The organism is Pseudomonas sp. LBUM1672 (assembly GCF_059695655.1).
This window is the reverse complement of the sequence record NZ_CP166781.1, coordinates 2620839-2641976: the sequence shown is the minus strand read 5'-3', so window position 1 is coordinate 2641976 and position 21138 is coordinate 2620839. Positions and strand designations below refer to the sequence as shown.

Annotated in this window: 22 protein-coding genes and 1 pseudogene; 9 read left to right on the top strand and 14 right to left on the bottom strand. The window is 59.2% G+C overall.

All coding sequences use genetic code 11. The annotated features are described in order from the left end of the window. Positions 1–75: 75 nt before the first annotated feature. The 3 genes from ACA053_RS12200 to ACA053_RS12190 all read right to left on the bottom strand — a co-directional run bounded on the left by ACA053_RS12200 (position 76) and on the right by ACA053_RS12190 (position 3521). Positions 76–1317, bottom strand: a complete 1242-nt coding sequence (locus tag ACA053_RS12200) for an ATP-grasp domain-containing protein (RefSeq protein WP_497395661.1) — start codon at positions 1315–1317, stop codon at positions 76–78. A gap of 166 nt (positions 1318–1483) precedes the next feature. Further along, entirely contained in the window at positions 1484–2308 is an 825-nt protein-coding gene (locus ACA053_RS12195) for a hypothetical protein (protein WP_497396151.1), read from the bottom strand. Positions 2309–2351: 43 nt separating this feature from the next. Further along, on the bottom strand, positions 2352–3521 hold the full coding sequence (locus tag ACA053_RS12190) for an MFS transporter (RefSeq protein ID WP_497395659.1): 1170 nt from the start codon (positions 3519–3521) through the stop codon (positions 2352–2354). Between the two features lie 107 nt (positions 3522–3628). Between ACA053_RS12190 and ACA053_RS12185 the strand changes: the two genes are divergently transcribed. Next, positions 3629–4525 carry a LysR family transcriptional regulator gene (locus tag ACA053_RS12185; RefSeq protein ID WP_497395657.1) on the top strand — a complete coding sequence of 299 codons (897 nt, stop codon included), beginning with the start codon at positions 3629–3631 and terminating at the stop codon, positions 4523–4525. 32 nt (positions 4526–4557) lie between these two features. Here the strand turns inward: ACA053_RS12185 and ACA053_RS12180 are convergent, their stop codons facing one another. The 5 genes from ACA053_RS12180 to ACA053_RS12160 all read right to left on the bottom strand — a co-directional run bounded on the left by ACA053_RS12180 (position 4558) and on the right by ACA053_RS12160 (position 11124). Continuing rightward, positions 4558–5364, bottom strand: a complete 807-nt coding sequence (locus ACA053_RS12180) for an energy transducer TonB (protein ID WP_497395655.1) — start codon at positions 5362–5364, stop codon at positions 4558–4560. Beyond that, positions 5361–5807 carry a protein TolR gene (tolR, locus tag ACA053_RS12175; RefSeq protein WP_109630070.1) on the bottom strand — a complete coding sequence of 149 codons (447 nt, stop codon included), beginning with the start codon at positions 5805–5807 and terminating at the stop codon, positions 5361–5363. The genes ACA053_RS12180 and tolR overlap by 4 nt, the downstream gene beginning before the upstream one ends. A 13-nt stretch (positions 5808–5820) precedes the next feature. After that, positions 5821–6522, bottom strand: a complete 702-nt coding sequence (gene tolQ / locus ACA053_RS12170) for a protein TolQ (protein ID WP_497395653.1) — start codon at positions 6520–6522, stop codon at positions 5821–5823. Between the two features lie 96 nt (positions 6523–6618). After that, positions 6619–8532, bottom strand: coding sequence for a phytase (locus tag ACA053_RS12165; protein ID WP_497395651.1), 1914 nt, complete (start codon positions 8530–8532; stop codon positions 6619–6621). A 63-nt stretch (positions 8533–8595) separates the two neighbouring features. Beyond that, on the bottom strand, positions 8596–11124 hold the full coding sequence (locus ACA053_RS12160) for a TonB-dependent receptor (protein ID WP_497395649.1): 2529 nt from the start codon (positions 11122–11124) through the stop codon (positions 8596–8598). Positions 11125–11620: 496 nt separating this feature from the next. On the opposite strand from ACA053_RS12160, the gene ACA053_RS12155 reads away from it, so the two are divergent. The 4 genes from ACA053_RS12155 to ACA053_RS12140 all read left to right on the top strand — a co-directional run bounded on the left by ACA053_RS12155 (position 11621) and on the right by ACA053_RS12140 (position 16177). Continuing rightward, positions 11621–12535: a GGDEF domain-containing protein gene (locus tag ACA053_RS12155; RefSeq protein WP_497395647.1), complete on the top strand. Its 915-nt coding sequence runs from the start codon at positions 11621–11623 to the stop codon at positions 12533–12535. A 9-nt stretch (positions 12536–12544) separates the two neighbouring features. Continuing rightward, entirely contained in the window at positions 12545–13582 is a 1038-nt protein-coding gene (locus tag ACA053_RS12150) for an AraC family transcriptional regulator ligand-binding domain-containing protein (RefSeq protein ID WP_497317458.1), read from the top strand. 300 nt (positions 13583–13882) lie between these two features. Then, positions 13883–15223 carry a putrescine-ornithine antiporter gene (gene potE / locus ACA053_RS12145; RefSeq protein ID WP_497395645.1) on the top strand — a complete coding sequence of 447 codons (1341 nt, stop codon included), beginning with the start codon at positions 13883–13885 and terminating at the stop codon, positions 15221–15223. A gap of 48 nt (positions 15224–15271) precedes the next feature. Next, positions 15272–16177, top strand: coding sequence for an amino acid ABC transporter substrate-binding protein (locus ACA053_RS12140; RefSeq protein ID WP_497395643.1), 906 nt, complete (start codon positions 15272–15274; stop codon positions 16175–16177). A gap of 115 nt (positions 16178–16292) precedes the next feature. Here the strand turns inward: ACA053_RS12140 and ACA053_RS12135 are convergent, their stop codons facing one another. Both ACA053_RS12135 and ACA053_RS12130 read right to left on the bottom strand, forming a co-directional pair. After that, positions 16293–16490, bottom strand: a complete 198-nt coding sequence (locus ACA053_RS12135; RefSeq protein WP_497317452.1) for a hypothetical protein — start codon at positions 16488–16490, stop codon at positions 16293–16295. A 137-nt stretch (positions 16491–16627) separates the two neighbouring features. After that, positions 16628–16855, bottom strand: coding sequence for a PLD nuclease N-terminal domain-containing protein (locus tag ACA053_RS12130; protein WP_497317450.1), 228 nt, complete (start codon positions 16853–16855; stop codon positions 16628–16630). Between the two features lie 155 nt (positions 16856–17010). Here ACA053_RS12130 and ACA053_RS12125 point away from each other — a divergent pair, with 155 nt between their 5' ends. Next, positions 17011–18606 carry a lactate dehydrogenase gene (locus ACA053_RS12125; RefSeq protein ID WP_497395641.1) on the top strand — a complete coding sequence of 532 codons (1596 nt, stop codon included), beginning with the start codon at positions 17011–17013 and terminating at the stop codon, positions 18604–18606. On the opposite strand, the pseudogene ACA053_RS12120 reads toward ACA053_RS12125, so the two are convergent. Continuing rightward, positions 18596–18913, bottom strand: a pseudogene (locus ACA053_RS12120) (LysR substrate-binding domain-containing protein); the annotation flags it as partial. The gene ACA053_RS12125 and the pseudogene ACA053_RS12120 sit on opposite strands and share 11 nt — an antisense overlap. A gap of 218 nt (positions 18914–19131) precedes the next feature. On the opposite strand from ACA053_RS12120, the gene ACA053_RS12115 reads away from it, so the two are divergent. The 3 genes from ACA053_RS12115 to ACA053_RS12105 all read left to right on the top strand — a co-directional run bounded on the left by ACA053_RS12115 (position 19132) and on the right by ACA053_RS12105 (position 20031). Further along, positions 19132–19320 (top strand): hypothetical protein, encoded by a 189-nt coding sequence (locus ACA053_RS12115; RefSeq protein ID WP_109630039.1) that lies wholly within the window; start codon positions 19132–19134, stop codon positions 19318–19320. 120 nt (positions 19321–19440) lie between these two features. Beyond that, positions 19441–19680 carry a hypothetical protein gene (locus ACA053_RS12110; protein WP_109630037.1) on the top strand — a complete coding sequence of 80 codons (240 nt, stop codon included), beginning with the start codon at positions 19441–19443 and terminating at the stop codon, positions 19678–19680. 120 nt (positions 19681–19800) lie between these two features. Beyond that, complete coding sequence (locus ACA053_RS12105) at positions 19801–20031, top strand: DUF6555 family protein (RefSeq protein ID WP_497317445.1); 231 nt, start codon at positions 19801–19803, stop codon at positions 20029–20031. Positions 20032–20050: 19 nt separating this feature from the next. Here ACA053_RS12105 and ACA053_RS12100 read toward each other — a convergent pair whose 3' ends face one another. The 3 genes from ACA053_RS12100 to ACA053_RS12090 form a co-directional block, all read right to left on the bottom strand. Then, positions 20051–20272 carry a hypothetical protein gene (locus ACA053_RS12100; protein WP_497317443.1) on the bottom strand — a complete coding sequence of 74 codons (222 nt, stop codon included), beginning with the start codon at positions 20270–20272 and terminating at the stop codon, positions 20051–20053. Between the two features lie 105 nt (positions 20273–20377). Next, a complete protein-coding gene (locus ACA053_RS12095; protein ID WP_109630030.1) occupies positions 20378–20713 on the bottom strand; it encodes a hypothetical protein in 336 nt (111 codons plus the stop codon). 72 nt (positions 20714–20785) lie between these two features. Then, a complete protein-coding gene (locus ACA053_RS12090; protein ID WP_109630027.1) occupies positions 20786–21004 on the bottom strand; it encodes a hypothetical protein in 219 nt (72 codons plus the stop codon). Positions 21005–21138: the final 134 nt, after the last annotated feature.

Here is a 21138-nt window from a genome sequence, read left to right as displayed (position 1 = left end):
TTTCTGCAGGCGTGACGAGTCCGTCCAGCCCAGGGAGGTCAGCTCAATTAATGTCGAATGAGAGTACGGCAGGGTCTATATCGCGGCGGCGATTTCGCTGTCCGACCAGTCGCAACTCTCGTGGAACCAGGCCTCGACCTGATGCAGCTTGTCGCGCAACTCGGCCTCATCCCGACCTGCCACGATGGCGTTGAGGATTTCCGAGTTGGTGAATTCCATGCCGCCATAGGAAGTCATCTTCCTGGCGGAAATCCGGTACTCCAGGACACCGTCGAGCGGGCAGGTTTGCGGGACGTCGCGCAACAGACCGACCTGTGGCGGGATGCTGATATGCCCGACCATCCGCAGCGGCGCGGCCATTGGCTCAGGACGATAGAACGGATCATGCAGCGCGCGCAGGAAGCTCATCCGCGGATCAATGCCCCAGGCGTGGGTCAGCTCCTGATTGAAGAACACCCCACCCAACCGCGAGGCGATTTCGCAGAGGACGATCTCGTCATTTCCATCCACGAAAAGTTCGAGATGAAACAGCATGGTCGGATCGGATGGCAGCACCTCTTCAACCAGCGAACGCGCATAGCGAACCAACCTGTCGCGCATCGGGTTGTCGGCGTCGAGCATGTGCAGGTCATGTGATTTGCCGCCGAGGAAATCCAGCGCCGAGGTCATGACCCGAACCGGTGAAACCAGGATCGGACGGCCATCGATGTACAGGCCATTGACGATGTAATGGCGGCCACGGACATAGCTTTCGATCATCAGGTTGTGGAACGTGCTTGAAGTGCGCCCGGCCAGCCATTCGCGCAGCTGCTGCGTGTTGTCGAGTACCTCGACGCCGTTCGAACCGCGGCCATCGCAAGGCTTGATGACCACCGGGAAACCGAAGCGCTCGCTGAAGCGAACCGCTTGCGTGGCATTGCTGATCAATGCCATTTCGGCGATGGCAAACCCGCAGTCCCTGGCGCGTTGTTTCATCAGGAACTTGTCCCGGTAAAACGAGGCGCGATCCTCGGCACCCACCGTAATCCCGAGCCGATCATTGATGCGCGCCACCCGCAGCACATCGATCTCGGCCAGCGCCACACACAGCGGCGCATGGAGCTCCCGTGCAAGCTCATAGACATCGATCTCGACCAGCGCGCTGTCGTTAAAGTTGTCGAAGAGCTGAAAGTGGACGGTATGGCCCAGATGCGCCGCAATCTCTTGAGATCGGGAGGCGCAGCTCAACAGCATGCCCCCCTGGCCAAGCGCGGCAGACCAGCTCGCGGCAGAGTGCTGGAGAAGAATTTTCGGCGGGCAAAAAACAATGAGCTGCATGCGGCTTTCCTTGCAATCTTCCATAGTTTGTAAATCTCCAACTTCAGGCACATCACATCCACGCCGGATCCGGAGCCTCAGTATCTTGATAAAAACCTGAAGGACAGGCCAATACCGATGCCGTCGTTATTGATACTTTCCCAAGCGCTGGTCAGATCGTGGTCTGTCAGCCCAGGTATTGGCCGCACTCACGCATCACCGCAGCCTTGCGCTGCAGGTATTGGCCGAAGATTTCCTGGGCGGCGGACTTGACCACCACGATGCCCATGACATCGACGAACTCCTCGACCGCTGCCACCGCGTGGGCGAAGTGATTGCTTTCGGTGCCGCCGGTGTGCACGGTGACCCAGGCAACGGTGGCCCGTACCTTCGCGGGCGGCACGCCCATGTCACGTTCGAACCATTGCTTGAACAGCGGATGAATGAACTCCACTTCACCGTGGGTGTAGACCTCGTGAACCAGGGTGACCAACAGCCCCTGCAACAGGTCGCGGTCACGCAGGCGTTGCGCGTCCGTCCAGTCCTTGAAGGCCTGCGCCGATGGCAGGCAATTGCCTGTCAGCAGCCACTGATCGTCACCGCAGATCCGCGTTGCCATGTTGTAAAAAAGTTCGGAATGCAGCGTGTTGCTCAGTGCGCCGAGGTCCTCGTCGGTGATCCGTTGCAGGTTGCCGCAGATTCGGTAGAGCCGTTGCGCCGCTTCGCCCCACTGCTCGGAACGCGCCAGCAGCGTGATGCGGTTGGCCAGGCCGGACACACTGGCCGCCGAGTTGTTGGTTTTCGACCAACTGCCAAAGAACTTGCGCAACTGCGGCGCCGCATGGCGGCGTGAGGTGAGCGTCTGAAACGTACTTTCGATGTCCAGCAATTCCGATTCCTGGCTGCGAAACGCATCCACCAACGCTTGCTTCAAAACCCCGGCCGGCATCAGCTCCAGCACCGGTTCTATCACGTTCAACAACTGGCTTTGCAGCGTCAGCAGGTTACTCACGGTCATCTCTTTTTTCCTTGTTGGATGATGATTTCAGGCACATTCACGGGCGCGGGAGCGGCATTGATGGCAATGGGGAATACTTCCAGCCACTGCGCACGATCAGCAGCGGCAGCAACTGGAAAACCGCGATCAACGCGATACAGCCAGGCCAGCCCCATTGCTCCCACAGCACGCCAGGCACAAACGCGCCGAAGCTGCCGCCCAGGTAGTAGCAGGTCAGATACACGCCCACGGCGCCGGCCTTGTTTTGCCGAGCATGAGCGGTGATAAAGGCATTGGCCGCGGACTGGGCGAGAAACACGCCGGTGCAACTGAGCGCCAGACCGGCAACGATCAGCCACAACGATGGCCACAGGGTCAGCACCGAGCCGCTGACGCCCAGCCATGCCGCCACCCTCACCCATTCACTGCGAGGGCGGGCCTTGCTCATGCGCCCGGCGATCGGCACCACCACCAGTGCCAGCAGGAACACCGCATAAATCGAACCAAGCGCAGCGGTGCCCAGCGCAAACGGCGCCCGACTCAGGTGTAAGCCGACATAGGTAAACATTGCGACTTGGGCGAACAGCACGCAGAAACCCACGGCGTAGGTGGCCAGCAACGGCCTGCTTAGCAATTCGCTGCGCATCGCCTTGCGATCGGCAGGCGTTTGTACGGGTGACCGAAGATTGCGCGGCAACAGCAGGAAAATCCCCAGACCGATGATCAGATTCAGACCGGCCAGCACTGCCAACGCCAGGCGCCAATCATCGAACTCGGTCACCAGGCCGGACAAAAAGCGCCCGCTAAAGCCGCCCAGAACCGTGCCAGCGACATAGAGGCTGGTCATCTCCGTCACTGACTCGCCGCTCCAGCGCACGCCGATGTAGGCGACGCTGGTGGCAAACACCACCGGAATCAGCATGCCTTGCACCGCTCGCCAGAGCAGCAGCTCGCTGAAACTGCCCGAGCAGGCCGCCATCACCGCAGGCAGTGCCAGCAATATCGCGGCCACGGCGATGACCCGGTGCTGCTCGCCCCGCGCCGTCAACCGGCCGACAAAGGGAGCGGTGATTGCCACGGCCAGGGTGGTGACGGTGATGCTCCAGCTCGCTTGCCTGGCGGAAATGTGAAACGCCGCAGCCAACTCGTTGAGCAGCCCTTGTGTGGCATAAAGGTTGATAAAAGCGGCGCACCCAGCCAGAAACAAGGCAACTCGAGGACAACTCACGCGACGATTCCCTGGATTATCTGTAATGTATTTTTACAATTTTATAAGATAGACCGTCGAAAGGATCCAATACCTATTTCTGACCGATTGATACCTCAAGGATGACGATGATTGACCTCCGCCGCCTGCGCTACTTCCTGCTCGTCAGCGACGAGCTGCACTTTGGCCGTGCCGCGGCACGCCTGCACATTGCCCAGCCGCCCCTGACGCGGCAGATTTCGGCACTGGAGGCGGATCTGGGTTTTCGCCTGTTCGATCGCAGCACCCGCAATGTCAGGCTCACCTCCGAGGGCCGGCACTTTCTGCCCTACGCCCGGGCGGTGCTGGAGCAAGTCGATCTGACGGCGAGCATTACCAGCAAGCTGGCGGCGGGTTCCGCGGGTCATCTCGCGGTGGGCTACGCAAGTTCGATTGCGCTGTCGGACATTTTCAGCCAGACCATTCAGACCTTCTGCTCGGCGTACCCGGATGTGCAACTGACGGTGGAAGAAGGCGCGTCCAGCACTCAATGGTCGCAGCTCATCGAGGGACGTCTGGATATCGGCATGAGCCGTATGCAGCCGCCCGCCGACGATGCCGAGATTCAAGCCATCTGCCTGGACAACGAGCCGCTGATCGCGGCCATTGCCAGTGACAGCCCGCTCACCCGGAAAGAACAGGTGACACTCGCCGATTTGAGCGCCTACCCGTTGATCGCCTTCCCGACCGACTACGGTTCCGGGTTGAACGAGATCATCGAGGCGCTCTATCGGCGCCAGGCGCTGATCCCCCTGCCCGCGCCGAAGGGCAAGCAGATCACCTCCATCATCGCCCTGGTCGCCGCAGGCCGTGGCGTCGCCGTGGTGCCCCAATGCACCCAGACCCTGGTCAAGCGCGGCGTGACCTATCGGCCCCTGGCTGAACCCGGGGCCACCGCACCCTTGCTAATATTGACGCGCAAACGCGAACGCAGCCCGCTGGTCAAGGCATTTGTCGAAACCATCGAGCAGACCCGAGCAAGGTGAATGATTTGCCTGTCACATGACAGGGTTACCACTTACTTGATCCGGTAATGGAACGTATTGCGCACAGCCGGCACCGCAACAGCTTGGCCGTCGACGACTCGCGGTTGGTAACGGAAGGTGTTAGCGGCTGCCAGCGATGGTCGAATGAACAGCGGATGGCAACCATCAAGCACCCTGGGATTCTCGACTTTGCCTTGTGGGTTGACGGTGTATTCCACCGAGCAATCACCCTCTATGTTCTTGTCCAGAGCCCGCTGCGGATAGTCCGGTGCTTCCTTGCTCAGAGGTAAATACTGACGAATGTCGGCAGCGTTCTGTGCGGCTGGTCGGCGCGAGCGTTCGGCAGCCAGTCTGGCCTGCTCGGCACGTTGTTCTTGCTGCTGGGCGAGTTGCCGCTGCTGGTTCTCCCGGTCACGTCGTTGCGTCTCCAGTCGCTCGCGTTGCTGCTCGGCTTGCTGCTCGAGTTTTTTATCTTCGACCCGCTTTCGCGCCAACGCTGCCTGTTCGCGTTTTTGAGCCTGGAGTTGTGGATCGACAGCAGGTTTGATCGGCTCGATGGGTGCGGCTGCAACGGGCTCAGGAGGTGCTGGCTGCTCGATTGCGGGTGCCCGTTCGGGAGCCTGCACCTGAGGTTCCGGCGGCAACATCACCCATTGGGTTTTCAAAACTGCCGGCTGACTGACTGGTGTTTTCTCCAGCGACCAGCCGTGTACCAACAACGCCAGAACGATGACGTGCAGCGCCACGGCCAGGCCCGCCGCCAGACTGTTCTGCCAGAACCCGCCGGGAGCACTGCGCGGCAACGTCATGGTGGAGTCGTGCATGATCATCGCCGTCATTGCGCAGCCTCGGTCACCAGCCCGAGGTTGCTGACCCCGCCCTGTTGCAGTGCCGCCATGGCCGCGACCACGCTGCCGTAACCGGCGTCCTTGTCGGCGCGAATGTAAACCTGAGTGTCATGACGCTCGGCAACGATTTGCGCGACCTTGGCCCGCATCTCATCGAGCCCCACCGCACTGTCGGTCTGGTGCTGCGTATCCAGTTCTCCGCCGAGGTTCCAGTAGTAGCTGCCCTCGGCCTTCACCGACAGGGTAAGGATTTGCTGGCGGGTATCGGTGGCCAACGCTTCACTGGCGACCTTGGGCAATTCGATCTTCACGCCCTGGGTCAGCATCGGTGCGGTGACCATGAAAATCACCAGCAGCACCAGCATCACATCGATGTAGGGCACCACGTTCATTTCGGCCTTGGGCCCGTGCTTGCGTTGCGGTCTGACCAGCATCTTCATTCTCCTCTCAGGCTGCGGCGGCCAGGTTCAACGGCTTGCCATGCAACGTGCGATGCAGGCGCACTTGAAGCTCATTGCCGAAGGCGTAGTAACGGGTGAGCAAGGTCTGGCTGCGCGAGGAAAAGCGGTTGTAGGCAATCACCGCCGGAATCGCCGCAAAAAGGCCGATGGCCGTGGCGATCAGCGCTTCGGCGATGCCCGGGGCCACGGTCGACAGCGTCGCTTGGTGTACCTGAGACAAGCCGAGAAACGAATTCATGATTCCCCAAACCGTGCCAAACAAACCGATGTAAGGGCTGACCGAACCGACGGTCGCGAGAAACTGCAAGCCTTTCTCCAGCTGCACTTCCTGCTCGCTGATGGCGACGTACAGCGCGCGTTCCACACCTTCGAGCACCACGTCGGCGGCATTGCCCGTGTGCTGATGAAGATGATTGAACTCGTGAAGCCCGGCGTGAAATATCGGCTCGACGCCGTTCTCGCTGTCAGTAGTGTCCCGGTACAGCGGCAGCAGATCCGAGCTGCTGCGAAAGCGCTTCACAAACGCATTCATCTGCCGTTCGCGCTGTTGCAGCACGAGGCTGCGCTGCATGATCAGGTACCAACTGAGTAACGAGGCCAGCAACAGGGTGAGCATGACCGCCTTGACCAACAGGCTGGCGTCGCTGATCAGCCCCCAGATCGTCATGTGTTCGAGTGTGGCCTGCATGGTGAAACTCCTTGTCTGATGCTCTCGGGCCGCCGATGCGCGACGGCCGTTGAGCTATTCGATGAAAATGTGATGACGCGTTGATGACAGACCGGGTCAAGGCAACTTCAGGGCCCGGGTGACTTCGGCCCAGGGCACGAATTTGAAGTTCTGGGTTTGCTCGGGCATGCGTTTACGGCCGTCCTGCACCACCAGCAGGCCTTGGCTCCAACGCCCGCCAAGGTTCACCGAGGTGACTTCCAGGCCGTCGGTTTCCGACGCACCGTCGATACCAAGCTCGGCGTTCAGCCCTACGCGCAATGCACCGCGAGACGCAAACGGCGGTTCGGCATCGAGCACCACATAGCTGTCGTTGCCTTGGCTTGAGATCACCAGATAGTCCTGCGCCGCGCTTTGATAAAGCGCCAGCCCTTCCACATCCGCCTGCAACTGCGCGCCGACTTTGATCACGCTGCTGAGTGTCGCCGGCTGATCGGCGCGGGCGTCCACCGCCCAGACGCCGACGTCCTCTTCACCGAGAAACAGGCGCTGGCGCTGGTCGTCGGCGACGCAGCCTTCAGGTTGGCTGTCGACCTTGAACTGGCGCACCAGCTCGCCCTGTACGCTGCCGTTCGGCGCGCTCAGGCGGTATTGCAGGAAGGTGCCATCCTTGCCGTTGGCGATCGCGTAAAGTTCGCCGCTGGCCGGTTGAAACAGGCAGATGCCGTAGATGTCCTTGAGCGGCGTGGGGATCTCACCGGCTTCGCGCAACTCACCGTTGGTGCGGTCGATGCTGAACAGGCTGAGGCTGTTTCGATCGCGATTGCTCGCCACCGCGAGGTCGACGGTCTGCTGACCGAGCTTGAAATTCGGCCGTATGTCGACGTTGTTCAGGCGGCCTACCGGCAACTCCTGTAGCAGTTTGCCTTGCAGGTCGTACGCCATCAGCCCCTGCTTTTTATTGGTGCCCAGCACCCGACTCAGGGCGGCTTGCTGCGGATGAATCCAGATCGCCGGATCATCCGCGGCATCACCCTGGCGCCCAACCGGGTCGCTTTGGCTGACTGCTTTTACGTTCGGCAGCACCGGCGCCAAGGGCACCGGCGTGGCTTGCCAGTTGAGTTCGCCCTGATACAGAAGGCCGTTTTCATCGTCGCGCAACAGTACTTGCAAGCCTTTGGCCGTCGGGCGCAGGGCGAGGTTTTCCGGCTCGTTCAAGCCTGGCAACGCCAAGGTGGCCTGAGCCGTCCAGCGTTCGCCCTGCTGCTGATAGAGATGCAGTTGCGCGGCTTTCGGATCGAGTCCGACGATGCCACCCGGCACCACGGCCATCGCACCCGCGAACTGTTTGATCTCGCCGAACGGTTCGCGCATCGCCACAGGTGTGCGCGTTACATCAGCCTCGGCATGCGCCGGGTAGGCCCACCAACCGGCGTTCTCTTCATTGACCACCAGTTGATTGGCCGCGTCGTCGACCTGACAGAACTGTGCCGACGGCGGCAGTGGCAGACCGCGCACCCGTTGCGGTTGCGGGTTCAAAGTGGCGCCGTTGCCCACCAGCCATTGCTCACCCTTGCCCTCCTCGCCCACCAGAAACAGGAACAGATTGCTGGCTTCGTCGCGGTACAGGCACAAACCGTTCACCGGGTAATCCCGCGTTGGCAGATACACCGGTTGCCCCCAACTGCGCTTGGCCGGATCGAGGCTGACCAGCAACGCTTGTTGGCGAGCGTTGTCGAGGCTGGCCACCAAGACGTGTTGACCGGCGGCGCGGCTGTCCAGGCTACTGAACGAACCTTTCAGGCGCGCCAACTCTTTGCCTTGCGCGTCGAGCAGCAGCAAGCCGACGCGTTCGCTGGCGGCCAGGCGTTCAGGGCCAATCTCAGCGGGCAAAAACGCTACCGCGTCGACTGCCAGGTTCGGCGCCCAGGGTGTGAGGCTCAGGTTCGGCGCGGCCGCCATGGCCTGGCCGATGGTCAAGCTGATCAGGGTGGTCAGCAGACCGTGTTTGGGTAACCACGAAATACTCATGAACAGGCAAAGTCCTTGTCGTGCATCCATCACGGCGGCAGCACCGGGCTGCCGCCCCGGGGCTTAGAAGTGGGTAAAGGTCAGGCCGAGCTTGTAGGTCGGGCCGTATTCTTCGTATTGGCCGTTATAGGAGCGGTTACCGGTGTAGACGAAATACGGCTCGTCGGTGAGGTTCTGCGCCTCGAAGCTGACTTGCAGGTTTTTGGTCAGCGAATACCGCGCACTGAAATCGACGAAGGTCTGGGCATCGACGTGCAGGTCGTGAGCTTTGTCGTTGATCGAGGCCAGCTCAAAGAGGTAATCGGACTTGTAGTTGGCCGACAGGCGCAGGCTCAACTTGTCATCTTCCCAACCGAGCATCAGGTTGCCGACAGTGTCCGACTGGTTGGGCAAATCGATGCTGCGCTTGCGGTCGATACCGCTGGCGGCGTCGAAGCCTTCGATCTCGGCATCGGAGCGGCTGAAGGTGGTGTTGGCGCCCAGCAGCAGACCATTCCAGGGCGCCGGCAGCCAGTCGAATTTTTGCGAGTAGGCCAGTTCCAGGCCATAGAGCTTGGCGCTGTCGCCATTGGCAAACGTATGAGCCTCGGAGAAATCGGCCCAGGCGCCGGTGCCCGCCAGGTCAGTGTTGTAGACGAAGTTCTTGATGTCTTTGTAGAACACGAACGCCGAGACTGTGCCAGCATGGCCCATGTAGTGCTCGATGCCCAGGTCGAGGTTGCTGGATTCCAGCGGCTTGAGCTCCGGGTTGCCGAAGGTCGCCTCGTCATCGTCGATGACAAAACCCGGCGCAAGTTGGCCGAACGTCGGGCGCACCACGGACTTGGTCCAGGCCGCGCGCACCTGAGTGTTCTTGTCCAGTTGATAGCGCGCATGCAGGCCCGGCAGCCAGTGGTGATAACGGCGTTTGGTTTCGGTGGACTGGAACTCGCCATCGGTGGCGCCCGTGCCCTTGGCTTCGAACTCGGTGCCTTCGTAGCGCATGCCCGCAATGAAACGCCAGTCATCGATATCGATGGTGTTCATCAGGTAGCCGGCGTCGATGTCTTCGCTGATCTTGAAGTCGTTGACCCGCGATTCGGTCTCGTCATAGAAGTCCGCTTGATTCAGGCCACCGATCAACTGCTTGATGCCGCTGCCGCTGATGCCCGGGCCGAACTGGCCGAGGCGATAGTCCACGGTGCCTTTCTGGAATCGGCTGAGGTTGAGCTGTTCATCGCTGAAACCCAGATCGTCGAAATCTTCATAGACCCAGGCATCGAGGTTGTTGTCTTTGTTGCGGCGGCTGACCTTGCCGCCGAATTTGACCTGGGACGCATAGCCGCTGAGGTCGTAGTCGCGGGCCAGGTCCAGTCGCAGGTTTTTCTCGGTGTCGGTGGTTTTCTGTTTTTCCCAATCGACCTTGTCGAGGCTGAAGTTGTCCGGGTTGTAGAAGCCCTGACCGATCAGGGGTCGCGGTTTTTTGGTGTCGTAGAAACCGCTGTCGGCGAAGTCGTCGGTGCCATTGAACGCGGCGTTGGCGATGTGGCCCGGGCTGTCTTCGCTGGAGCGGCTGTAGCCGGCCTGGCCGCTGAGGGTCCAGAGGCCGAACATACGCTCGCCGCCCAATACGTAAGACTGGATTTCCTGGGTCTCTTCCCGTTGTTTGAGTTTTCGGGCGCCTTCGGCATCGCCCAACTCCCCCGCCGCCAGTGGGTCGGCGAATTCCAGGCTGGTGGAATTGCGCGTCTCGCTGTCCTTGTAGCGGCTGTACAGGGTGCGCAGGTAATAGCTGCTGAGGTCGTCGGGTTTGTAATCGAAGTTCAGGCCGCCACCGGAGCGTTCACGGCTGATGTCGTAATCGCGTTGCTCGAACTCCTGCAATTTGGCGCCTTGCTCGAAGTCCCAGGCGCCGCCGGTTTCGACGTTGTCCGAGCCGAAGTCGCGCTTCTGCCAGCTCAGCGCCGCAGCGACGCCGAAGTTGTCGATGCCGTCGCCAAGGCTGAAGCGATCACTGACGGCACCGGAAAATTTCGGGCTGGTCTGGTGAGTGTTTTTGTCGTAACTGGCTTCGCTGCTGCCGGTGTAGAACAGCCCTTTGTGATCGAAGGCCGAGAGGCTTTTAACATCCACGGTGCCGCCCAGAGAGTTGGCGTCCATGTCCGGTGTCAGGGTTTTGATCACCGACAATGACTGCACCAATTCCGAGGGCAGCACATCGAGGGCCACGGCCCGCCGTTCGCTTTCCGGCGATGGCACCAGTGTGCCGTTGATGGTCACGCTGTTCAGATCCGGACCGAGGCCGCGCACGCTGACAAACCGCCCTTCGCCCTGGTCGCGCTCGACGCTGACTCCCGGCAGACGCTGCACCGCTTCGGCGACGTTTTCGTCCGGCAACTGCGCCACGCCGTCGGCATGCACCACGCTCTTGATGCTGTCGGAACTGCGCTGCTCCTTGAGCGCCTGATCAATGCTCGCCGCCTGGCCCACCACTTCGACGTGTTCGGTGTTCGCCACGGCTTCGGCGGCGCTCAGGCGTTCACTGGCGATTGCCATAGCCAGGGCGGTGAGCGTGAAGCCGACGACTCCAGCGGTGCTGCTGCGCTTATACATGGTGGTCCTCCCCCAAGAGTCCGATAACGCCAGGCAAGTGGCCCGGCAACTGGGAGGGCACGCTAGGCACGGGGGATGACGGTTCTGTGACAGGGGTTGGCGGGAGGTGCGGTAAACCGGGGTTTTGCCGGGTTTCGGGGAGGGAAGTGAGCTGAAATGACTTTGCTGTCCAGTCAGTTATGCCATTTCTGCCGCGACGCACTCTTGTAGCAGCTATCGAGCTTGCGAGGCTGCGTTCGGCTGCGCAGCAGTCGTGAATCAGGTTGATGCGGTCTGCCTGCCACACCGCAATCTCTGGTTTGACGACTGCTTCGCAGCCGAACGCAGCCTCGCAAGCTCGACAGCTGCTACAGATCGCATTACTGCTTGCTGGTCCTCACTCGCCAGAAAATCCCACAGGACCATGAGCTGATTCGACCTCACACCCCAGTCACCCGACTGTCACAAACATCTGCTGTGCTGGCGCGAATTGCTTCTTCGCCAAAGGATCGCGGCCATGTTCTCAGTGCTCAAACCTCACCGTTGGAAACTCGCCCTGCTGCTGTTGGCCGCCAACCTGGGGTTGCTTGTGCATCTGGCCTGCGGCGAGGTCAAACCGGTCAGCGAATGGGTCTGGCTGGACATCGTCGGTGAAGGCGGTTCGGCGCTGCTCGCGCTGGTCTGGCTGGGACTGGTGCTCAAGAGTCGGCCGGCCGGGCGCGTCACCCATTACCTGGTGCTGGGTTTGAGTTGCATCTTTTTCTCCTGGTGGATCGACAGCCTCGACGAGTTCATCCGCCTGCCCGACAGCATCACCTGGGATCACTGGCTCGAGTCCGGGCCGATGCCGGTGGGCATGATATTGCTGACCCTCGGCATCTATCACTGGCACCGCGAACAACTGGCAATCAGCGCACAGATGGAGAAACGCGAGCGGCTGTTCCGCGAGCATCGGTTGTTCGACAAACTCACGCCATTGGGCGGCGCCGATTACCTCAAGCGGCAACTGACCGGCAGTCTTGAGGAAAGTCATGGTCAACAACAGCCGCTGTCATTGTTGGCGCTGGACCTGGACAACTTCTCGGCCATCAATCAGGCCTTCGGGCATGCCGAAGGCGACGCCGTGCTGCAAGCACTCAGTCATGTGCTGCTGCTCAACCTGCGCCGACAGGACTTGCTCTGCCGACTGGCCGGCGACCGTTTCGTGGTGCTACTGCCCAACACCGGCGAGAGCCAGGCACGGTTGCTGGCGCTGGAACTGCAGCAAGCGGTTCAGGGCCTGGCGCACAAAACCCGGCAGCACGGCGAACGCTTGCAACTGTCGGCGAGCTCGGCGGTGGTGATGGCACTGAACGAGTCACCCGACGCCCTGCTCAAGCGCCTTAACCTGGCGCTGGCCCGGGCCAAGCAGCCTCTGGCCAGAACGGCCTGAGACCAGGCCATGACCCTGAAAACCACTTGGTACGAAACCGACAGCCGTTTCATTCCCGGGCATTACCAGCCAGCAACCCTGATCGATCTGGCGCTGTCCCGGGGAATCGACAGCCATCGTCTGTTACGCGGCACCGGACTGTTTCATGACGACATCCTGGTCGGCCAGACTCGCCTCAGCCCGCAGCAGTTTCTCGGTTTGATCGGCAACTGCCGGCGCTTGCTGGATGCCGACGACAGCAGCTTTTTGTTCGGCCAGCGCCTGCTACCGGGGCATTACGGTCCCGCCAGCCACGCCCTGCGCCACGCCCAAAACCTGCACCAGGCCCTCGACACGCTGGTGCAGCTACAGGCGCTGCTCAGCCCGCTGGCCACCCCGCGACTGGTGCTGGATGAAAAACACGCCTATTTCTACTGGCTGGACAGCTGCGGAGCGGGTGAACAGTGGCGTTTTGTGCTGGAGGCAAGCATGACCTCGATCGTGGCCATGAGCCGGTCACAGAGTGGCCAGCGCCTGCCGTGGGAATGCAGCTTCAGCCATGCCGAACCCCGTTATGTCGAGCAATACTGGGTGCATCTGGGTGAGCACACACAGTTCAAGCGCCCGCTGGACCAAATGCGCATCCCCCGGGAATATCTCACTCAGTCCTGGCCCGACGCCTCGGCCACAGCAGGCCAGGTTGCCCGCCAGGAAGCCCACCGACAAATCGAACAATTGGGATTTGCCTCAAGCTTCATCGACTGTGTTTATCGCTACCTTCAAACCCATGTTCGCCAAGCCCCCAACCTCGAACAGGCCGCCCTGGCCTTCGCCATGAGCCCCGCCACGCTCAAGCGCAAACTGCAAAAACACGACACAGGATTTCAACAACAGGTGGATTTGGTGCGCAAGCATGTGGCGCTTTACCTCTATCAGATCAAGGGATTCAGTAACGAAGAAGTCGCGGACTACCTGAGATTCAACGATGCGGCGAACTTTCGGCGCTCCTTCAAGCGCTGGACCGGCAGCACGCCTAACTTGATTCGCGAGATGTTCGAGACCCGTTGAAGTCTGATTTTTGTGTGGACTTCAAATGCGAGGAGCAAAGGATTTGTCGATTGATTGATTCAAATCAGATGACTCAACAACTGACGAACTCAACCTGCTTATCTCTGCGCCTTCAAGCAAGCGGTCGCCAACTAAATATGAAATTTGCTTTCGCAATTTCACAAAGATTTCCGCTCTCGATCAAACCGACTATACCGATGGTGCCGGCGCCGTGTTTTCTCTGGACGGCCCCTTGCCCGACAACACGTAATCAAACGCCGGATTCAGGCTCAATGCGTTGAGCAGATCAAGGAGTTTTCGATGGCCGACTCAAGCAAGAAAATGAGCCTCATGGGGCTCACCACACTGGTGACAGTTAACATGATGGGCTCGGGCATCATCATGTTACCGACAAGCATGGCTCAGCTCGGCGCTGTTTCATTGTTGTCGTGGATCGTCACTGCCGTCGGTTCCATGGCCATCGCGTATTGCTTTTCCCAGTGTGGCATCTACTGTCCGCGTCCAGGCGGGTTATCCGCCTATACCGAAGAGGCGCACGCCAAATCAGGGTTCTTCCTTTGCTCGTATCTGTACTTCCTTTCGCTGGCCATCGCCAACGTGGCGGTCGCCATCTCCGCAGTGGGGTATATGACATCGTTCGTGCCGTGGCTGGGGAGCGGCGCCATTCCGCTGTTCATCGGAACGGTCGGCTTGCTCTGGTTGACCACCGTGGCCAACTTTGGCGGCCCCGACATCACGGGCAAGATCGGTGCGATTACCGTGTGGGGTGTGATCATCCCGGTGGCCGGCTTGAGCATCATCGGCTGGTTCTGGTTCAAGCCCGATGTGCTGGCTGCCGCCTGGAACCCGAACAACCTGCCCATCTCTGAAGCCATCAGCAAGGCGATTCCCCTGACCCTGTGGGCCTTCCTCGGCATGGAATCGGCAGCACAGGCCTCCGATGCAGTGGAAGATCCCAAACGCACGGTACCGCTGGCGTGCCTGTTTGGCACGCTGGGTGCGGCAGTGGTTTATGTGCTGTCGACAACCGTTATTCAAGGCATCATCCCCAATGCCGAACTGGCCAACTCATCGGCCCCTTTCGCGCTCGTCTATGCACACATGTTCAACCCCACGGTGGGCAACATCATCATGGCGCTGGCGGTGATGGCCTGTGTCGGTTCGCTGCTGGGCTGGCAGTTCACCTTGGCGCAAACCGCCAAGATGACGGCTGACCAGGGTATGTTCCTGAAACTGTTCGCCAAGGTCAGCGCACGGAATGCCCCTATAGTCGGAATGCTGGTCTGCGGTGTCTTGCAGACGTTGCTGGCACTATCGACCATTTCGCCCAATGCCAGCGCCCAATTCGCAAAACTTGTCAGCCTGGCGGCAGTGACCAACCTCATCCCCTACGTGACGGCGGCCACCGGCCTGCTGATCATGATGTACAAAGCCAAGGTCAGTTTCGGCGTGTACACCCGCAACACCCTATTGTTATTGGTCGCCGTGGCCTATTCCTTGTACGCCCTGTATGCCTGCGGCAGAGACGCCGTGTTCGGCGGCACCCTCGTCCTGGTATTCGGCTACCTGCTTTATGGTTTCCTCGCCAAACGTAGTGTCGAGGCAGCTCCCGCCGCGCAGACCCGGGCCGACACCCCTTGACCGTTGATTTCAGAACTGCACAGACATCTGAATTAGGGGAATCAGGATATGAACGTGAAACTGACCAACACCAACAACCTGCTGCTCGTCTGCTTGCTCATGCTGGTGTCCGTACTGGCCAATGCCAATACCCTTGAACGCGTGCGGGCGAGCAATACCTTCACCCTCGGTTACCTGCCGGACTTTGCACCTTTCAGTGTCCAGGCAGCCGATAAAGCCAGCGGTTATGCCATCGATCTCTGCCTGAAAATCGCCGACAAGGTGAAGACTGAGTTGGGTTTGCCCGGCTTGCAAATACGTTACCTGCCCGTCACGGTCACCGACGAGATGAGCGCCGTCAGCTCGGGGAAGGTCGATATTCTTTGTACACCGACGCCCCCCACACTGGAGCGGCGCAAGGTAGTGAGCTACTCGGTACCGATCTACACGGCCGGCCTCTCGGCCGTGGTGCGCCAAGATGCATCAGAGGCGTTGCTCAATGTGCTGAATGGCAAGGTGGCTCGGACCGGGCCAACCTGGCGAGCGACGGTCAACCATGGGCTGTCCAACCAAACCTATGCCGCCACGGCTGGCGGTGTCACCGAAACATGGATTCGTCAGCAGATGCGACTACTGGGCGTGGTGGCCACTCTGGTCACCGTCGAAAACACCGCCGCAGGCCTCACGCTGGTCTCCGAAGGCAAAGCCGACGCGTTCTTCGCCGAACGCATGATGCTCCAGAACCTCCTCGCCACAGATAAGTCGGCAACCAACCTGGTGCTGCTCGAACGCGTTTTTGAGTACTCACCCACCGCAATGGCAGTGGACCGAAACGATGAGAATTTTCGTTTGCTGGTTGATACTGCGCTCAGTGAAATGTACAGGTCGGGCGAGATTGAGCAGGGATTCGACAAGTACCTCGGTGGCGTCAGCGAGACGACCAGAAAGCTCTTCAAGGTCTATGCGATACCTTAGATAAAAACCAGAATCAACGTGGTCGACAAGTGCGCAGGACACACTTGCCCCCTTTCGGCTCGGTCGCCAATGTCATCGCGGTCAGCGGGACGTCTTGCCATGGCGTTGGAAATCTTTACGGCCTGGGATGCTCGCTCGACACCGAGTTGTCGGCGTCTACATCCGCCAACTCTTCATCGACAGGCGCTTCGTCGTCCGGCGGCAGCGCAACCTCAGGGTCCTTCCCCTTGGGATCGTGACCTGCTTCGTTATCCGTGCCCCTCGTTACGCCTGCCTGAGAAATGTTTCCAGGTGCATTTTCATCAATGTCCATGCGGGTTCTCCGTTCTGATGCGCGGGATGTCCGTGCTTGTAATTGAGAGCAGAGAGCGCAGAGCAAGTGCCAGGCATTGGACGAACGGCGAAAAAGGCCCGGCGATCAGGCGATTTTTTTGCTCCGTCTGAATCGGCTCACCCCTTGCTGTGTTCAGGTGATGTAGGCCCTTCCTTGATCCCGCGCGGTCCGGCAATCCCCCAGACAACCAATCCGAGCACCGGGAAAACGATCAACCCGATGGCCCAGGCGGCTTTGATGCCCACAGGCTTGTCACTGCGGAACACACTGACAATTGCCCACAGGTCGACGAGCAAGATAATCACTGCTACGGCAATTGCAAAATAACTGGCGGCTTCGGACATGATCATGCCCTCCTGATTCATATAGTGGATTAGGCCGGTCGCGATGGAAGGTGTTCAAAGTTTCAATTCGCAGGTTTTACCTCCCGCACCCAAACCTCAAGTTGTCGCATCCACCGCCGACAAATTACCCAGGACCTCATCAGCATGGAGCAGCCGTGACCGTAATCTCTTCTATCTCCGCCACACAGCCACTGACGGTCGCAAAAGTAGCGACCTCCGTGCTCGTCGGCCATCCCGCCGAATCGACAGCCACCGTGTCTTCGCCCTCGTCGATAGTCACTTTGCTGCAAGACAACAAAGCCATTGATGCACAGACGTATACCTCTCGGGGTGTGATAGCGGAGCTTGATGCACCGCTTTCCTGGGAATACCTGCAGCACGACAAAGCGTCCATGCACATGAGGGGCAATTTCGGGAATTCGTCGACTGCCGGCCGGTTCCAGAACCTGGGCGCTTCACTGCTTTTGCAATTGGCTGAAACCAACAAAAACATTTCCCAGTCAGTGATTCGCTCATCGACTGGAAGGCCGCTTGAGGTCGGTGAGCTGGCGGCTGCCCAAGCCAAACTTCACAGTGGCGTCGCGGACAATTCCATTAGCCTCACGCTGAAAACAGCGAGTGGCAAGACTGTCCAATTGACCCTGTCCAGCCAGGACAATGCGCTGGCGGTGCAGGCGCAGGTCGAGGGTGGTGATCTGAGCAAAGAAGAACTGGCTGCGCTGGGCGCAATGGCGGATGGCTTTGAGTCGGCCATTCAAGGACTGACTGCGGTGCCGCCGCAACTCAAGCTGGAGGCGCTGATGCAGTTCGATTCCAAGGTGTTTTCTTCGGTCGACCTGGTCACACGGTTCAAGCTCAGCGATGACAGCACGCAGACCCTTGATCTGCATGCCGATGCAAGCCAGCGCCGCGTGCGCATGAGTGGCGCGGCGGGCGATCTCAACATCGCCGCGGACTTGAAAAATGCTGCGATTCTCGGCAACAGCACTCAGAAGGCCAAGGCGCTCGAGAGCTACCTGCGTCAAATAGAAGCGGCGCGCGATCGAGGCGATGGCGACTCACGCCTGCTATCGATGTTCGAGAGTGCGTTCAAGACCGTACACACAAATTACTCGGAAAGCCTCGCCGCAACCGTGCAGCAGCCCCCTGGCTCGAACCATCTGACAGACACCGACCGCAGCTTGCTCTCCGGCCTCGCCGATTTCAGCGCGACGGTCACCGAGAAGACTGTAAATGGCAATCCCGCACGGCCTGGCGAGCTCGATTCGTTTAGCTACGACTTATCCCAAGCCACGCAATCCAAAGGTCTGAATCGGCTCAACCGCACCCTTGTCCAGAACCAGCAATCACATCTGACAGCCCAGTACCATAAGCCACTGTATGCCGGGCAAAAGCTGGAACTGACCACTGACTCGGAATCGCAAAACTACCGGTACTACCAGATCAACGATCAGGCCAGCAGCACCAGCCGCATCGGTTATGTCGAAGGTGAGTTGGTTGAAGCATCCGTCAGCCATTCGGCAAGCCAGTCCACGCGCATTTCCAAATACGTAAAGGGGCATTTGGAAGAGGACAATGTGATCCCTGCCTCGGCCTCGAAGACGCAAAATTACCTTGTCGTTCTGCAACAGGCACTGGAGCAGGACAAGGCCGCGACACTGGGACGGGGCACGTCATTGCTCGAATACACCCTGGCCGCTATTCAGGACAACGTGATGCTGATCAGCGATCCGCGCGAGCTCAAGGGTTGACGGTGCACGGAGTGAGCGGCGTGAGGATCTCCTCCAGAAAATCGATGAACACATTGATGCGGCTGGAACCCCGGTGATTGGGCAAATACAGCGCATTGATGCAACTGCTCGCACTGCCGGGATTGACTTCGTAATGTTCCAGCAAACGGGTCAGCCGGCCTGCGGCGACGTCGTCGCGCACCAGCCAGTCGGCCAGCAGGGTCACCCCGCCGTCCGCGATTGCCGCTTCGCGCAAGATGTCGGCGTTGTTACTTTGCAGGCGGCCATGCACGTTGAGCTGGATGGTTTGCTCGTCACCCCGGAACGTGATTACCCGGCTCATCCCTGATCGTTGCTGTGTATCTGATTTACACCGTCTAAATCTCTGATCAAAGCGCAATGGCGCTCCTCGATAGAGCAATCAACGCTCCCCCCAGGCGCACCATTGCAGTGCGCCTCACTGGCGCAAAGCCGTTTCCTCGACTAGGGTTTCTACCGAATCGAGAGGCCCTGCTTCCCCAGCGGGCGCGTGATCAAGGAGGATAGATGACGTCCATTTACAAAGCCGAGAAAACCTATCGCGCCTGGTCCAACCCAATCTTGCTTGCACTCAAAGAGAGAGAGAATGAGCTGGACCGCAATGCCCGCCAGGCTCTTGATAATGTCCTGGCAGAGCGAAGGCTGATAGACACCGGAAACCCTTCTGGCGTCGAGCGCCGCCGCCCGACTTCCTGATGGCTTCTGTCCGTACAGTTCAACAGATCTGCTCTGTTCATCGGATACTTCAAGCGCTCCCTTGCGGTGGTGGCCAGTAGCCGCTACACGTTAAGGTGAATTCGGAAGGAGTACGCGAGGATGATTCCAAGATTCGTTGTTGTTCCTGCAATACCCACGGAAACGGGATCAACGCGCAACGGAACGCGCTTCTACTGCAAAACCGCCCCCATCGGGTTCAACCTCTACGACAATGAAGAAAAACGAAGACTTCCCACCACCTACCTGACACGGATAGAGGCCGACAAGGAATGCTTGCAGCTCAACACTGAATGCCTTCAATGCATGCTGGCTGAGCGCCCCCGCGAGAACACGCCATGAGCGCGTGCATAAATGAATGACGGAAAAACCTGGCGTTTTGTTGAAGCAGACAAAAGTCCGAAAATAGAAGGAACTGGCACTACGCCATCAATGTCGTAGTGGCAGCACCTGGAGATTCGGATGACCCGCCCTCGATATTTTCAAATCACGTATGGCTTCAACAAGACTCGGAATATTTTTGTACAACCCGACTCCCACATGACTGAGGCAGACGCTTGGTACTACGCCTGCCTGCATTCGGGAATCGGGCTTTCGTACGGGGACAATCACGACCAACAAAATTTCGATGCTGTGCGCAGCCATGCACAGGAACATGGCTTGATACAGGTCAATTGGGAGGAGTTACCTTAAACGCCAGTGTGCGGCCCACCTACGTGCCGCCGTCCACACCCTCTATCGCTTTTGCAAATGCGGTACCCGCTTCCTTCACTAACTTGCGCCATTCCGTGCTGTTGATCAGCCCGATACGTTCCATCTCGTCGGCGGCCTTGAGCAACTCGTCGTACTGCTCTTCAACATCCATGCGAATTTCCGGCTCGTTCAGAAGTTTGTACCAGGCCGCCAGGGCTTGTTTCTTTTGATCGTCATTCATCACCCAACTCCAAGGCCAGTTTTTCACTTGGAAGTTTCTGAATGAATGACCGTTCCTCGATTCCGACGTACGGCGCTTATCTATGAAGCTCAGAAGAAGCGAGTGTTACAAGCAGCTGCGAACCGCTTTACGCATCGCGTCCGATTTGGCCCACGGCGGCCCCTGATACAGCGATACGCGACTGCCGTCCTTGTATTTCACGATGTCCAGAATCTCGTCAGCCGTGATGATGCTGGGCGCGTTGATCCGGTAACCATTGGAAATCGCAGTCTGAGTCGTTCTGGAGACTTCCTGTTGCCATAATGGCAAAAGACACGCGGCGTACTCTTTGGGCGGTTTATTACTGTACTTGCTGACGTTAGGCTCACCTGGAACCAGGGATGCCGGCAATGAACAACCCGCCAGCATCGTCATCGCTAATCCCCCAATCAACATTCGCATGACGCTTCCTTATCCTGAAAAACGGGAAATGTAGCGCGTAGCGGACCGGACATCCATCAATAGAATCAGCCCTCAGGGAGCCGCATTGTGATCGCCGGGCGCTGGATAAGACCGTTCGTTCAAATACGTCATCCATCGCTCATACGCTTCATGCTGCCATAGAGTGACCCGTTCCCACTCCGGCCCGCTCAACTGATGGGCCGTAATCAGCTTCATCATCTCCGTGGTGGCTGCGTCCAGGTCAACAATCAACTCATGTGCATGGAATCTGAAATCATCGGTACTGGTCATTTGAGGTTCCCTTGCCCTAGCGAAAATTCGCCACCTCAGTACGACATCACGTCTGTTCGTTCGCGCTCATTCTCCCGACAAGCGGTGCGTCTTCCATTCATTGAGCAGCCGACGAACAGACGCCTTGTCCGTTA

Coding starts and splice junctions, on each gene's coding strand:
- ACA053_RS12180 (WP_497395655.1), bottom strand. CDS start 5,364: ATGACGGCGATGATCATGCACGACTCCACCATGACGTTGCCGCGCAGT.
- ACA053_RS12130 (WP_497317450.1), bottom strand. CDS start 16,855: ATGTCCGAAGCCGCCAGTTATTTTGCAATTGCCGTAGCAGTGATTATC.
- ACA053_RS12200 (WP_497395661.1), bottom strand. CDS start 1,317: ATGCAGCTCATTGTTTTTTGCCCGCCGAAAATTCTTCTCCAGCACTCT.
- ACA053_RS12095 (WP_109630030.1), bottom strand. CDS start 20,713: ATGCGAATGTTGATTGGGGGATTAGCGATGACGATGCTGGCGGGTTGT.
- ACA053_RS12100 (WP_497317443.1), bottom strand. CDS start 20,272: ATGAATGACGATCAAAAGAAACAAGCCCTGGCGGCCTGGTACAAACTT.
- ACA053_RS12105 (WP_497317445.1), top strand. CDS start 19,801: ATGACCCGCCCTCGATATTTTCAAATCACGTATGGCTTCAACAAGACT.
- ACA053_RS12160 (WP_497395649.1), bottom strand. CDS start 11,124: ATGTATAAGCGCAGCAGCACCGCTGGAGTCGTCGGCTTCACGCTCACC.
- ACA053_RS12150 (WP_497317458.1), top strand. CDS start 12,545: ATGACCCTGAAAACCACTTGGTACGAAACCGACAGCCGTTTCATTCCC.
- ACA053_RS12155 (WP_497395647.1), top strand. CDS start 11,621: ATGTTCTCAGTGCTCAAACCTCACCGTTGGAAACTCGCCCTGCTGCTG.
- ACA053_RS12135 (WP_497317452.1), bottom strand. CDS start 16,490: ATGGACATTGATGAAAATGCACCTGGAAACATTTCTCAGGCAGGCGTA.
- tolR (WP_109630070.1), bottom strand. CDS start 5,807: ATGCTGGTCAGACCGCAACGCAAGCACGGGCCCAAGGCCGAAATGAAC.
- ACA053_RS12140 (WP_497395643.1), top strand. CDS start 15,272: ATGAACGTGAAACTGACCAACACCAACAACCTGCTGCTCGTCTGCTTG.
- potE (WP_497395645.1), top strand. CDS start 13,883: ATGGCCGACTCAAGCAAGAAAATGAGCCTCATGGGGCTCACCACACTG.
- tolQ (WP_497395653.1), bottom strand. CDS start 6,522: ATGCAGGCCACACTCGAACACATGACGATCTGGGGGCTGATCAGCGAC.
- ACA053_RS12185 (WP_497395657.1), top strand. CDS start 3,629: ATGATTGACCTCCGCCGCCTGCGCTACTTCCTGCTCGTCAGCGACGAG.
- ACA053_RS12165 (WP_497395651.1), bottom strand. CDS start 8,532: ATGAGTATTTCGTGGTTACCCAAACACGGTCTGCTGACCACCCTGATC.
- ACA053_RS12115 (WP_109630039.1), top strand. CDS start 19,132: ATGACGTCCATTTACAAAGCCGAGAAAACCTATCGCGCCTGGTCCAAC.
- ACA053_RS12110 (WP_109630037.1), top strand. CDS start 19,441: ATGATTCCAAGATTCGTTGTTGTTCCTGCAATACCCACGGAAACGGGA.
- ACA053_RS12090 (WP_109630027.1), bottom strand. CDS start 21,004: ATGACCAGTACCGATGATTTCAGATTCCATGCACATGAGTTGATTGTT.